This is a genomic window from Flavobacterium sp. ARAG 55.4, from assembly GCF_051846875.1.
GTDB lineage: Bacteria > Bacteroidota > Bacteroidia > Flavobacteriales > Flavobacteriaceae > Flavobacterium > Flavobacterium plantiphilum.
The window spans coordinates 37,187-50,429 of sequence record NZ_JBPYCT010000012.1; the positions used below are offsets into that span (position 1 = coordinate 37,187).

Sequence of the window (13,243 nt, forward strand, 5' to 3'; positions counted from 1 at the left end):
AAAAAAATATTGTAATCAAAAATGAGCATAGACAGAGAATTAAACAAACGCAGTGGTGGCAAATGTGAACTTTGCGGAGCAACGGAAAACCTAAAAGTGTACGAAGTGCTTCCTGCAAAAAAAGGCGGAATTGACGAAGCTATTATGGCTTGTTCTGTTTGCGTGGACCAAATAGAAAATCCGGGTAACGAAGATTTAAACCACTGGCGCTGTTTGAATGACAGTATGTGGAGCGAACACTCTCCGGTGCAAGTGGTAGCCTGGAGAATGCTAAGCCGTTTGCGTAGTGCTGGCTGGCCTCAGGAATTACTGGATATGATGTATCTTGAAGAAGATGTTCTGGAATGGGCAAAAGCAACCGGCGAAGGCGAAGATGACGAAAACAAAATTGTTCACCGCGACAGTAATGGCGTAATTTTAGAACACGGAGACTCTGTCGTTTTAATCAAAGACTTAAAAGTAAAAGGTTCCAGCATGGTAGCCAAACAGGGAACTGCTGTCAGAAACATCCGTTTAGACCACGAAAATGCCGAATATATTGAAGGAAAAGTAGATGGTCAGCAGATTGTTATCATTACGCAATACGTTAAGAAAATCTAGTTTATAGTACCTAGTAATTAGTGATTAGTAACTAGTTTCTTTTTAAGAGCAATAAAAAAAAATAAATCGTCAACAACTAGCTGTTGACGATTTATTTTTTTTTATTGCTAATCACTTTTTACTAATCACTATTCACTCAACATCTTTCTTAATCACATTTCGGGCAACCTGAATTTTATATTTCTTGCCTTTCATTTTTTCGTCCTGGATGTTGCGCAGTAAGTCTTTTACTTTGCTGAATTTTACGGCGGCAAACGAAATAAAATCTTTTACTTCTATCAAACCTAAATCACCTTTTTCGAGTTTTCCTTTTTGGGAAAAGAAACCTACGATATCAATTTTATTAAGCTTATTTTTCTTGCCGCCACTGATATAAATCGTTTGGAATTGAGGTGCTTTAGGTAAGGATTTAGCATTTTCTACCGAAAGAACCGGAGTGTTTTCATAGTCTACATAATCCATTTTTTTCTCAGATTCATGTACTATTAAATAAGCTGTTCCCGTAGCCGTCATACGTGCTGTACGTCCGTTTCTATGGGTGAATTCGTCTTCTTTTAACGGTAAATGATAATGAATTACATGATTCATTTCAGGAATATCGAGTCCGCGGGCGGCTAAATCCGTCGTAATTAAATAACTGACACTGCCGTTTCTAAACTGAATGAGCGCACGTTCGCGTTCTTCCTGATCCATTCCGCCGTGGTAATACGTAGAATAAATACCTTTTTCGTTCAAAGTATCGCTGATGCGTTCGGCAGCGTCACGGTGGTTGCAAAAAACAATTGCCGATTCCGATTGCAACGAACAAAGCAACTGAAACAACGTATGGAGTTTGTCTTTTTCTTTAGAAACAACTAATTGGGTCGAAAGATTCGATGCTTCTTCATTTTCGGGAATAAAATCTAAGATTGTTGGGTTCACCACACGGGTGTATTTGGGAATCTCAATATCTGAAGTTGCTGAAACCAGCACACGTTTGTTTACTTTGGATAATTTTCCAATAATAAAAGACATTTGCTCGTGGAATCCGAGTTGCAACGATTTATCAAACTCATCTAAAACCAGCGTCTGGATTTTATCGACTCTGAAAGTTCCCCGCTCGATATGATCAGCGATTCTTCCCGGCGTTCCTATCAAAACGGCAGGCGGATTGCTTAAGTTCTTAATTTCGGTCTCAATCGAATGTCCGCCGTAGCAGACATTTACTTTGTAATCAGTTCCCATTTTTTTCCACACCTGTTCAATCTGCAATCCTAATTCTCGTGAAGGCACCAGAATTAAACATTGCACCGAAAGAAATTCCGGCTGTAACATTTCTAAAACGGGTATTAAAAAAGCGAGTGTTTTACCCGAACCTGTAGGCGATAAAAGCAAAACATTAGAATCATTTAAGATGGTTTCCTGTGCTGCCTGCTGCATTTCATTCAGGCTGTCGATGCCTAAATTTAAAAGTATATTGTTGGAATGTTGTTTCTTATTCATGCGGCAAAGGTAATTAAAAAGTTTTCAGCATGAAGAGTAGGATTTTAGTAGAATTAAGTTCCCAAAACGGGATTTTCATTTATTTTAAGTATGCTATCAATTTGCTTTTTTTTAGTATAATTCGTTTTCATAAGGTTCAACGTCTTGAATTTTCGGCAAAGGTCTTATGAGTATTTTCTTTTTTATATTGCATGAAACTCCATCGTCATCTTCACCATAATTTTCTATTTTTTCAATTCTTATTCCGGTAGAAAGATTAAAATCAGTAGTGTACATTTTTCCGTGTCCATCAGATGATACAGAGGAGAACCCAATTAATTCAAAGTTCCCGTTTTGGAATCTGAATTTATGTTCAAAATGTCCTCTTAGTAAACCAAAATTCACACTAACTATTCCTTTACTAATTGTAACATCCAGAAATCCATCTCCTGTTCGATAACCATCTCTTACGTCAGGATATTGTGGTGCGATTATTTTAGTGGATGTTGCAATTAATTTAAATTGACCGTTGGGTTGAGCAAAAAATATCTGAAGTTTATAGGGAGCATTTTCATTAATTGTATCCTGAGTAACTACAACCTTATCTTCTAAATTGTCTTTGTTTAAATCTCCGTGTACTTTAGTTACCAATAAAGTGAAAGTATCTTTTTTACTTTTAGTTTGTGAAAATGTATTTACGCAAATCAGTAGTAATGGTAATAAGATTAGTTTTTTCATTTTTCTTAAAAGCTTCATTAGCATTATGAGTTAAAAACTAACGTGTCGCTGCTTTGAGATGGCTGGAAGTGCGTAAACGATCAATTTTCGGCTAAGCGAAAATACGATAAAAAAAACGGTAATTCCACTAAATTCGCAAATGGCGCAAGACGTGTGTTGGGCGATGTATTATTTTGCTTTATAAAGTTTTATCGTTTTCTTTTCAGGATTTATTTTTACGTAGCCACCTCTAATTGTTACAAATACATTCTCTTTATCAATTACAAGTACGGAAGCTGGATAAAGTCCATACCAAAATAAATTGTCAAAAATTGTCTTTAACTTCAAGTTTTTATCAATTACATAAAATCCTTTATTACCTGCTAAATAAATGCAATCTTTATAGATAGACATAGCAGAAGGAGCGTCTTCAAGATTTAAAGCTCCCGAAATAAGAAAATTATTATCCTTGAAATTAATTGTATAAAGTCCTCCAGAATTTAATGCCATATGTGATAAGCCTCCAAGCAAATAAATTGAATCTTTAATCCCAAAAATAAATTTTACATTCCCGCTTTTCAGTAATTTAGAATCTTTAAGAACCTTATTAATTGGATCCGTTTCGTTAGTCATTAGACCGCCAAACCACCTCGGTTTGATATCTTTTCCATTTTTCCCATTAACATAATATATTTTAGTTGAGTCTTTTGGTCTATAGTATAATCCACCTCCAAATTCTCCCATATCGATACCAATCAATTTTCCGTTAGGAATATCATATTCGACCGAAGCTTCATTCTTGTGTTTTGATATTTTTATTTTACCAGATTCTAAAGTAAAAATAAACTCTTTGTTTGATGAATGATTAAAATCATACCACTCTTTGCTATCCATTTCGGGAATTTTGCATTCTTCAAAGTCATTTAATGAATAGTTTTGACCGAAGCAAGAAGAGATGCTAAATAGAAATATTATTAAAAGTGGTTTCATTTGTTTCATTTTTAGTTCTTTACGGCTATATATCACCCAACGTTCTGGCACTACAGCGGGTTTGGGACTAAATTAAGCCCTATTTTCGGGTTTGCCAAATCAGCCCAAATACAAAACCATCTTTCCATTAACCCAATGCCCAAATCCGTTGTAGTGGCTGTTATGCCTTCGGTTTTTATTTTTTCAATGAATTCAAAAAATTGTTTTCTAATAATTTGCCCTCCTTTTCATTATTATAGCTAATTAAGACTCCAAATAAATGATCTTTAATAAGACTATTGTAATAAATTTGAGTTAAGACTAATTGATTATTACTTGCATTATATCCCTCTACTTTTATTTTGTGAAAATTATATTTTCCAATTTTAACATTTGAAGTTTTAAAATCAAACTTTGCATTATTAATTTTTGAGCAAGATTGTTTTAAAAGGTTAAGAGTCATTTTTTCGTTTTCTTCAAACGTAATTTTCTTATTATTAAATGGGTTAAAACTTGCGGAAAATGTGTTTTTACTGTCTAAATAAAATCCAATTAAATGAGTTCTATTTTGAATTGTTACATTATTTGGAAGGTTTTTTTTGAGTTCTGTATTTCCTTTTTTTTCTAATGTTTCAAGTTCTTGCACTTTGGTAAGATTATAGTTTTTAGGAATATTTATTTTCCATTCAAATCTGTTGCAGACATAATTTCCCTTTTCTATTTTTCCATTTCCTTGAGAAAAAGCATAATTTATTGAAACTAAAAGTAATAGTATTGTAATTTTCATATTCATATTTTCTGTTGTTTTACGTTAAGCTCTAAACTGAGGCATAACTAGTATATAGGTCTGACAAAATCAGACTTATTACCCTCAAATCGGGTTGCTTTGTCTGACAAAATCAGAATTTACTTTTTTAGCTAATATATAAATAAATCTTACAAATATTTTCTGTAAACCTTTTTATTTGTCAATTATTTCTTTAAAGATTGGAGCTGGATTTGGAGTTTATTTTTCTTTTGAAAATAGATGCTCCTAGCCCTGATGGTAGCGGCATCCTTTCCTGCCAGGGTTTGGCAGGAAAGATATAGCGGACAGCGGGAAATAGCTCCATAAAAAAAACCACCCTTATTGAAAAGGATGGTTTCCGGTTGTGTATAGAAATTAGAATTTAGTTTTTAGTTTCGATTTGTTTGGATAAAGTGGGTTCGTTTTTATTCATCATCTTAGTGATGGTGATATGCATCCATATCAGACAGATTATCGAGAATAACAATACAAACATCCACGAGCTGGACCAGAGTCCGGTGAAATTAAGCAGGTAACTAAAGATAATTGGGCAAAAGAACCCGCCCAGACCTCCTAATAATCCTACCATTCCTCCCACGATACCTACTTCGTTTGGGAAATATTCAGGAATGTGTTTGTACACCGCTGCCTTACCTATTCCCCAGGAAATACCAATTAACACTACCAATACCAGATATACCCACATATTAGCATCAAACCTGATTTTAGTAATTCCTCTGGCCAGCAGTTCTTTCTTGGCTACACTTTGATTTTCGGCCACGATTACTTCCTGCCATGAAGTTTTAGTTGGAAAAATACCGCTGCCATCGCTTGTAATTTCTTTTTTGGCTTCAACAGCTATAGCGGTGCCGTCAATTTTAATATTTGTAGGAGACACTGCCGTAACAACACCGGCTTGTTTGGCCATGATTCCCGCACCTGCAGTAGTTACTTCCATTTTAGGAACCATCAGTAAAGCACTTAACACCACTGAAGAACCCAGTACCCAGTACATTACTTTTCGGGCTCCGTACTTATCGGATAAATAACCTCCAAAAGCACGAATTACTCCGGATGGTAAACTGAATAAGGTAGCAAACATTCCGCCCATCACTAAGCTCGTTTGGTACACATTCATAAAATTAGGTAACAACCATTGCGAGTAAGCCACAAAACAGCCAAATACCAGGAAATAGTAAGCACCAAAGCGCCATACACGCACACAGCCTAAGGTGGTTAACATTTGCGGAATGGTCTTAGTTGATTTTTCCATTTTTCTATTTTCTGCAAAAAACAAAAAGAGTACTCCGATAATTAATAAGACTGCTCCATAAATCACGGGTAATAATTTCCAGCCGTTTTCAGGATCAGTAGCTGAGAACTGATTCAGTAATGAAGGTGCTATAAAGGTGGTAATTGCGGCTCCGGCATTTCCCATACCAAAAATCCCCAGTGCCCTGCCCTGCCATTCCTTGGGATACAACAGCGAGGTATAGCCCACTCCTACCGCAAAACTGGTTCCTACCATACCAAATAAAAAGCTTAAAAGAGCAAACATGGTAAAACTGCTGGCAAAAGGCAATAAAAACAACGGAATGGAACACAATAACAGCAATAATGAAAAAACATACTTACCGCCGAACTTATCGGTTAAAATACCCACAGGCAAACGCATTACGGCTCCTGTTAAAATAGGAATTCCAAGCAGCCAGCCTACCTGAATAACACTCCAGTTGAAAATTCCTTTTTCTACTAAATAAGTTACCAGCACCCCATTAAGCGTCCAGCAGGCAAAACATACTGTGAAGGCTAATGTATTAAGAAATAACATTCGGTGCGATTTGGATAATGAGTTTGCGTTTTTCATAACTACTTATATTTTTTGACAAATTTAAGTAGTATCATCGGTTAAAAAGTTGCGAAAACGCAGGTTTTACAAAATAATTAAGTAAAAATACGTATTTATATACGTATTTATTACTTATGCTTTTTTTTGACCGCTGATCACGCTGATTTAAAAGGATTTATCTTTGCCCCTTCCAAAACTTTGTAAACTTTAGGGTTAAAATCACCGCAGATTGCGCAAGTTAGCACAGATTAATCTTTATGCTCTTTGCGGTAATCTTTGTGTTCTTTACGGTTAAAAAGACGGTAATAAAAAATCCTGTCCTTAGCCGTAACTAAAAACAGGATTCAAAACAGAAGGGTAAATTATCCTTTTATTTAGATTTTTATATCAATGAATATTCAGTGGCTTTATTAGAAAGTTCCATCAGGTTTTTCACTTTCAGTTTCTTCATCAGGTTAAAACGATGTACTTCGGCAGTACGTTTACTGATTTCCAGAGCTTCGGCTATTTCTTTATTTCCTTTTCCGGATAATAACAGCGTCAGGATTTCTTTTTCTCTTTTGGTAATGGTTAAATCTTCGGCTAGAACAGGTTTAGGCTCTAATGTGCTGGCTGCACTGGTTAACTGATTGATTAATATAGAAGAAATATCTCCGGTGAAATACTTTCCTCCGTTTGCCACAGCATGCAAAGCTTTCATAAATTCTTCTTTGCTCGAACCTTTCAACAAATAACCATCGGCACCTGCCTTAATTGATTTCAGCACATATTCTTCTGATTCATGCATCGATAACACAATAATTTTGACCGTGTTATTCTGATTGCGCAGTTTTTCCACCACGTCAATACCGGTATGATGCGGCATTCTGATATCCACAATTAATAAGTCAGGCTTAGTAGCGGTTACTACCTCTAAAGCTTCTAATCCATCGGTCGCTTCGCCTACTACTTCAATGTTTTTTTCGCTTTCTAAAAGTGATTTAATACCATCTCTCACAAAAAAATGATCGTCTGCCAGTACCACTCGAATTGTATCGTTCATAACTTACTGCGTTTAATAAATTAAATTACCTACTTAGTTTAAAGTAGTGCAATATACGTGTTTTTTACGTATTTTATTTTAAAATTATATCGGAATATTAAAGGTTATACGGGTACCTTCGCCCGGAATAGAGTTGATAAACACCCTTCCGTTAATGTACCTTACCCGTTCTTTCATAAACAATAATCCCATTCCTGACTCGCTGTTTCTCTTTTTTTCTACAGAGGCAACATCAAATCCTTTACCGTTATCATCCACCGTAATACTTAGTATTTTATTACTGTGTGAAAGTTGTACAATAATATGAGAAGACTCCGCATATTTTATAGCATTATTAATCGCTTCCTGTGTTAAACGATAGATATTGATTTCGATTAAAGAGTCTAAACGCTGATCAAATTCGGTTTTATTGTAGAACTGAATGTTTTTTCCGGTAAGCTTAGTGAGTTCTAAAGCTAGTTTAGAAATAGACGGAACAATGCCATGATCACTCAATTCGGGCGGCATCAGATTAAAAGTTGCCGTACGTACGCCTTTGATAATATCCAGAGACAACTTTTTAAGGTATTCTATCTTCTGCGTCGATTTTTCTTTATCGTCTAAATTGATACTTTCCAAACTGAATTTCAATCCGGTAAGCATCTGACCTATTCCGTCGTGTATTTCGCGGGCAATTCGGTTTTGCTCGTTCTCCTGATTTTCAACAATTTTGCTCGAAATGATTTTTTGCTGATTAATCCGTTCTACAATATTTTCCCGATTCAGTCGCTCTACTTCTAATTCGGCATTTTTCCTAACAGTAATATTAAAACATATCACCAGTAATTCAGACTCTTCCTTTCTAATCCGAACCGGAATCATAGACATATCCAGCCAGAGCGTATCTCCGTTTCTGTCAGTTGTATTGAGTTCCCCCTGCCAGCCTCCTCTTTGCTTATCTGTTATAATCTGATCAATTGCCTGCTGTTCTTTTTCAACGGCTGTAATGGCTTTAGAAAAACTTTTATCTGTATCAAAAGAGGGATTGTATTGCAGCAGCTTTGCAAATTTTTCTCCCATGTGGATAATTTTTCCCTGTGGAGTAATGCGGCAATACAATAAAGTATTTTCCATTGCAAAATTGAGCGATTTCAATTCTTTTACGGAGTTTTCTTTAATAATACTAATCGCTTCTGTATCCCGTGCCAGCTTGATAGCTCTTCTTTCTGAAACGAGTAATTTAGAAATCAGCAATTCAATTTTTTTATTGGTAGGCTTAAAAATAAAAAGAAACTCTAAAAATAAGACAAACAACGTAAAACTCAGAATTCCGTATTCAATATTACGCTGACGGGTTACTTTATCTAAAGCTTCATGTTCATACTGCCCTACAATACGGTTCATTTTAGCAATAAAAACGGCTACATTGTCAAGAATTATTTGTACTTCTTTATTGTTTTCTGACCGAAAATCAGCGTTGTTTCTATTGTTCAGATACCGGATTGTAGCACTGTCAATAAGATCGACATTTGACTTTATATTTTTAAATAAGGACAGCAGTGTAGTGCTTTTCTCTTTTGGAAAATTAAGACTGTCGTTTCCTTTTTCTAAAGCAAGATGCGTAAATTTCCAGAGTGCCAGCGTTTTCTTTATATTCGAAATCTGTACCTCACGATTGGAATCTTTTGAAAAAGAATGTAATATCAATACTTCTTTAGCCAGTTTCTGACTCAGCATACGCTGTTTTCCGGAAATATTAATCAGCCGGGAATCATTAATCTGACTGCTGATATTATGCTGGATGAGCAGCTGACTTAAAAGTACCGTAACAGCAATCGTAACTAATGCAAACAAATACATCTGCTTTAGTTTTTTAAAATTAAGTTTATCCGATAATGCTTTTACTTCTTTTGTCATAATGGAGTCTAATTACAATCCCAGAGCGTCTTTAATTAATTGAAGATTAGAAGGAGTGTAATTAATTTTCAGGGCGGCCTGATGTCCTTTGTCCGACATTTTATTCCAGGTTTTCAGAATAATATTTTTGAGTTTTTCGGTATCGTGTTTTTCGACAAAAGGTTCAAGATAAAACTCTAAAAAAACCAGGCAGATTACATCTTCCAGTAATTGTGTTTCCTCGTCTTTTTTAAGTAATTTTTTTTCGATTAAGAAAGAAACCCTGGCAATAAATTCAGCATTGTATCCCGCTTTTTCCAGAATTCCTGCTGTAGTTTTAGCATGGAATTTTTTTAAATCCTCTCGCCATTTTAAATAGCCCACTCGATCCATAGGGTAAGATTCTCTGGCTATTTTCCAACGGCAAATGTGTTGCGCTTTGGCAGCAATCTGAACCTCTTCAGAAGCATCAGGACAAAAATCCATAAGTCTTTTATACATCCTGTCAGAGTATAACAGTTCTTTAGGAAAACTTATGGATTCGTGTGTTTCTATGTTTGGATCCTGTGCATTTTCGGCATCAATCCATTGGCTTGCCTGTTGAAATGGTGTAGTTGTCATTTGGTGTATTTTTGATATTTCAAAGATACATATTTAATCCATAAACCCAATCAATACTTCGTCTTCCACAATTTTCACAGGGTAGGTTGCAATTTTTAAATCATCACCGCTTAAGTTACTTCCGTCCTTCAAAGAGAAAGTTTTCTTGTGGATGGGACAGGCAATTTTAGGCAATTCATCAACTGAACCTATCATTCCTCTTGAAAGTACCATCTCCATTTTATGAGGACACAAATTCTGACAGGCATACCATTCATTTCTTCTTTCAAAGTTTATCACAGCAATTTGTTTGTCTTTGTATTTCACACATCCACCTCCATCAGCTGGAAAATCGGCAGTTTTTCCGGCGTTAAACCATACTTTTACATTATCCGGAGTTACTGATTCATATTTGTTTAATATATTTTCCATGTCATCTTATTTTTGATTTTATTTTCCTGATTTTAAATGCATCAGGAAAACAAATAATTCCTTAAATTATAAACTACTCTTTTGAAAATATTACCAGGCTACAGGCATTTTTTGATCTCTAAGCGGGATGTATTCAATTGTCTCATCACGATCATCTGAATTTGTAAAATGTCTGAAACGTTTCATCATTTCCGGATCTTCGATTGCCTGCTTCCACTCACATTCGAAAGTATCTACTAATTGTTGCATTTCAGCTTCCAGCGTTTCGTTGATTCCCAGACTGTCGTTGATGATTACATTTTTAAGATAATCAAGTCCGCCTTCCAGTTTTTCTAACCAGGTAGAAGTTCTAACCAGTGGTCCCGCAGTACGGATGTAGTACATAAGAAAACGATCCATGTATTTAAAGACAGTTTCTTTGTCAATTTGTTCTGCTAAAAGTACTGCGTGCTTTGGGTTAGCTCCACCATTTCCGCAGATATAAAGATTCCACCCGCCTTCAACCGCAATCACTCCAAAATCTTTCCCTCTGGCTTCTGCACATTCTCTGATACAGGCAGAAACACCTCCTTTTAATTTATGCGGAGAACGAATTCCTCTGTAACGGTTTTCCAGTTCGATGGCCAATGTGGTACTGTCGTCCATACCGTAACGGCACCAGGCGTTTCCTACACAACTTTTTACTGCTCTTAAAGATTTCCCATAAGCATGACCACTTTCGAAACCTTTGTCAATTAATTTTTTCCAGATAGCCGGCAAATCATTTAGTTCGGCACCAAATAAATCCACACGTTGTGCTCCGGTTATTTTAGTATATAAATTGTATTCTTTCGCTACTTCACCTATTGCGATTAATTTCTCGGCAGTTACTTCACCACCAGCCATTCTTGGCACAACAGAATAGGTTCCGTTTCTTTGAATATTAGCTAAAAATCTATCGTTGGAATCCTGAGAAGTTACGTGTTTGTTAGCAGTATCATTATAAATACTGGAGAAAATAGATGATAATACAGGACGGCAAATTTCACAACCATCTCCTTTTCCTATAGTCCCTAACACTTCGTTATGATTGGTGAATTTATTGATTTTTACAATATCAAATAATTCCTGACGGCTGTAAGCAAAATGCTCACAAACTACATCTTTCACCTCTTTTCCTAATGATTTCTGAGCTTCTTTTACTAAGTCGGCAACCATTGGCTTACAACCACCACAACCCGAAGTTGCTTTGGTTGCTTTTACCACATCACCAAAAGTTTCACAGCTTCCGTCAGTAATAGAACAGCAAATAGCACCTTTAGTAACATTCTCACAAGAACAGATTACGGCTGTATCCGGCAAATCCATAGCGCTTCCCATAGAAGAAGACTCTCCTCCTCTGGCACCCAGAATTAAATCTTCCGGGTTTTTAGGAATCGCCATTCCGTTGCTGTAAATCTGAAATAAAGTATTGTAATCGCTTGAATCACCTACTAAAATCCCACCCAAAAGTTTCGTTCCGTCTTTAGAAATATTGATTCTTTTGTAGATTCCGTTTAGTTTATTTTCATAAACAATAGGGGTTCCTTCCTGATGTTCTATAAATGGATCACCAAAGCTTGCTACCTCAACGCCAATTAATTTTAACTGAGTCGACATATCAATACTCTCTCTCATGGTTTTCTCTCCTTGCAAAATTTGCTCAGCAGCCACATCGGCCATTTCATAACCCGGAGCAACAAGTCCGTAAATCATGTGGTTGTATAGAGCAACTTCTCCAATAGCAAAAATATTTGGGTCGGAAGTCTGCATTTTGTTGTTTACCACAACTCCGCCACGAACACCAACTTCAAGACCTGCTCCTCTTCCCAGTTCATCACGTGGTTTGATACCTGCTGAAATCACAAGCATATCCACTTTTAAAAGTTCTTCTTCTTCAAACATCATTCCGGTAATGTAATCATCACCGTCAATAAACTGAGTAGATTTACTTAGATGTATTTTAATATTCAGTTCTTCAATTTTAGAACGAAGCATATTACTGGCACCTTTATCTAATTGTCTTGGCATCAAACGCGGAGCAAATTCCACCACGTGAGGATTCAATCCTAAATCACGTACTGCCTTTGCAGCTTCCAGTCCAAGCAAGCCTCCTCCTAAAACCGCAGCTTCAGTCGCACCGTTTTGCTTTATTTTTTTGGCGTAAGCCATAATAGCATCCAGATCTTCTATTGTTCTGTAAACAAAAACACCTTCTTTCTCCACACCTTCAATTGGCGGAACAAAAGCAGCTGAACCGGTAGCCAATACCAGATAATCATAAGAATGCGTTTTCTCCAGATGCGTTGTAATAGTTTTGTTTTCTTTATGAATATCAGTAACTAATTCAGAGGTATTTAATATGATATTATTTTCTTCGTACCATGCTGCAGTTGACATTGATAAATCATCAGCTGACTTTCCTGCAAAGTATTCACTAAGGTGAACACGGTCATAAGCACGTCTAGGCTCTTCACCAAATACGGTAATTTGATATTTTTCCTGTCCAGATTTTGAAACGAATTTTTCGCAAAACTTGAAACCCACCATGCCGTTTCCGACTACAATTATTTTTATCATAATATCATTATTAAGTATTACGAAGCAAATATACGTATAAATACTTAACTAATATACTTAATTTTTATTTTTTGCTCTGAATTAAGATATTATGAAAAGGAAGGTGTTAAAATATAAAATATGTAAAAAAGGGTGGTTGTTTTTTTAATTTTCTAATGATTCAAAGCTGTTTATCCTGTATGTATAGCTGTTTTTATGATTTCACAAAAGAATAAAACCTAAAAATGCTTTAAAAAAACACTTTCACACAAAAAGCATTCGAAATAAGCTCCTAAAAATACTTATTAACGAATGCTTTTATTATAACTGAAAT

At 35.7% G+C, this 13,243-nt stretch carries 11 protein-coding genes; 1 reads left to right on the plus strand and 10 read right to left on the minus strand.

What is annotated here, in order from left to right:
- Positions 1–21 precede the first annotated feature (21 nt).
- Positions 22–600, plus strand: coding sequence for a PhnA domain-containing protein (locus ACSV4D_RS13580; protein ID WP_439228684.1), 579 nt, complete (start codon positions 22–24; stop codon positions 598–600).
- 132 nt (positions 601–732) lie between these two features.
- On the opposite strand, the gene ACSV4D_RS13585 is transcribed toward ACSV4D_RS13580, so the two are convergent.
- The 10 genes from ACSV4D_RS13585 to nirB form a co-directional block, all read right to left on the minus strand.
- Positions 733–2,082: a DEAD/DEAH box helicase gene (locus tag ACSV4D_RS13585; RefSeq protein ID WP_439228685.1), complete on the minus strand. Its 1,350-nt coding sequence runs from the start codon at positions 2,080–2,082 to the stop codon at positions 733–735.
- A gap of 111 nt (positions 2,083–2,193) precedes the next feature.
- Positions 2,194–2,799 carry a hypothetical protein gene (locus tag ACSV4D_RS13590; RefSeq protein ID WP_439228686.1) on the minus strand — a complete coding sequence of 202 codons (606 nt, stop codon included), beginning with the start codon at positions 2,797–2,799 and terminating at the stop codon, positions 2,194–2,196.
- Positions 2,800–2,967: 168 nt separating this feature from the next.
- Positions 2,968–3,768, minus strand: a complete 801-nt coding sequence (locus ACSV4D_RS13595) for a hypothetical protein (protein ID WP_408082498.1) — start codon at positions 3,766–3,768, stop codon at positions 2,968–2,970.
- A gap of 175 nt (positions 3,769–3,943) precedes the next feature.
- On the minus strand, positions 3,944–4,534 hold the full coding sequence (locus ACSV4D_RS13600; protein WP_439228687.1) for a hypothetical protein: 591 nt from the start codon (positions 4,532–4,534) through the stop codon (positions 3,944–3,946).
- 382 nt (positions 4,535–4,916) lie between these two features.
- Positions 4,917–6,401 (minus strand): MFS transporter, encoded by a 1,485-nt coding sequence (locus ACSV4D_RS13605; RefSeq protein WP_439228688.1) that lies wholly within the window; start codon positions 6,399–6,401, stop codon positions 4,917–4,919.
- A gap of 364 nt (positions 6,402–6,765) precedes the next feature.
- Positions 6,766–7,425 (minus strand): response regulator, encoded by a 660-nt coding sequence (locus ACSV4D_RS13610; RefSeq protein WP_439228689.1) that lies wholly within the window; start codon positions 7,423–7,425, stop codon positions 6,766–6,768.
- 84 nt (positions 7,426–7,509) lie between these two features.
- Complete coding sequence (locus ACSV4D_RS13615) at positions 7,510–9,321, minus strand: ATP-binding protein (RefSeq protein ID WP_439228690.1); 1,812 nt, start codon at positions 9,319–9,321, stop codon at positions 7,510–7,512.
- Between the two features lie 12 nt (positions 9,322–9,333).
- Positions 9,334–9,921, minus strand: a complete 588-nt coding sequence (locus ACSV4D_RS13620; protein WP_439228691.1) for a DUF4202 domain-containing protein — start codon at positions 9,919–9,921, stop codon at positions 9,334–9,336.
- A 33-nt stretch (positions 9,922–9,954) separates the two neighbouring features.
- Complete coding sequence (gene nirD / locus ACSV4D_RS13625) at positions 9,955–10,332, minus strand: nitrite reductase small subunit NirD (RefSeq protein ID WP_408082506.1); 378 nt, start codon at positions 10,330–10,332, stop codon at positions 9,955–9,957.
- Between the two features lie 90 nt (positions 10,333–10,422).
- Positions 10,423–12,930, minus strand: a complete 2,508-nt coding sequence (gene nirB, locus ACSV4D_RS13630) for a nitrite reductase large subunit NirB (protein ID WP_439228692.1) — start codon at positions 12,928–12,930, stop codon at positions 10,423–10,425.
- Positions 12,931–13,243: the final 313 nt, after the last annotated feature.

Excerpts from the sequence above, each read along its gene's own strand:
- ACSV4D_RS13580 (WP_439228684.1), top strand. The coding sequence starts at position 22 with ATGAGCATAGACAGAGAATTAAACAAACGCAGTGGTGGCAAATGTGAA.
- ACSV4D_RS13585 (WP_439228685.1), bottom strand. The coding sequence starts at position 2,082 with ATGAATAAGAAACAACATTCCAACAATATACTTTTAAATTTAGGCATC.
- ACSV4D_RS13590 (WP_439228686.1), bottom strand. The coding sequence starts at position 2,799 with ATGAAAAAACTAATCTTATTACCATTACTACTGATTTGCGTAAATACA.
- ACSV4D_RS13595 (WP_408082498.1), bottom strand. The coding sequence starts at position 3,768 with ATGAAACCACTTTTAATAATATTTCTATTTAGCATCTCTTCTTGCTTC.
- ACSV4D_RS13600 (WP_439228687.1), bottom strand. The coding sequence starts at position 4,534 with ATGAAAATTACAATACTATTACTTTTAGTTTCAATAAATTATGCTTTT.
- ACSV4D_RS13605 (WP_439228688.1), bottom strand. The coding sequence starts at position 6,401 with ATGAAAAACGCAAACTCATTATCCAAATCGCACCGAATGTTATTTCTT.
- ACSV4D_RS13610 (WP_439228689.1), bottom strand. The coding sequence starts at position 7,425 with ATGAACGATACAATTCGAGTGGTACTGGCAGACGATCATTTTTTTGTG.
- ACSV4D_RS13615 (WP_439228690.1), bottom strand. The coding sequence starts at position 9,321 with ATGACAAAAGAAGTAAAAGCATTATCGGATAAACTTAATTTTAAAAAA.
- ACSV4D_RS13620 (WP_439228691.1), bottom strand. The coding sequence starts at position 9,921 with ATGACAACTACACCATTTCAACAGGCAAGCCAATGGATTGATGCCGAA.
- nirD (WP_408082506.1), bottom strand. The coding sequence starts at position 10,332 with ATGGAAAATATATTAAACAAATATGAATCAGTAACTCCGGATAATGTA.
- nirB (WP_439228692.1), bottom strand. The coding sequence starts at position 12,930 with ATGATAAAAATAATTGTAGTCGGAAACGGCATGGTGGGTTTCAAGTTT.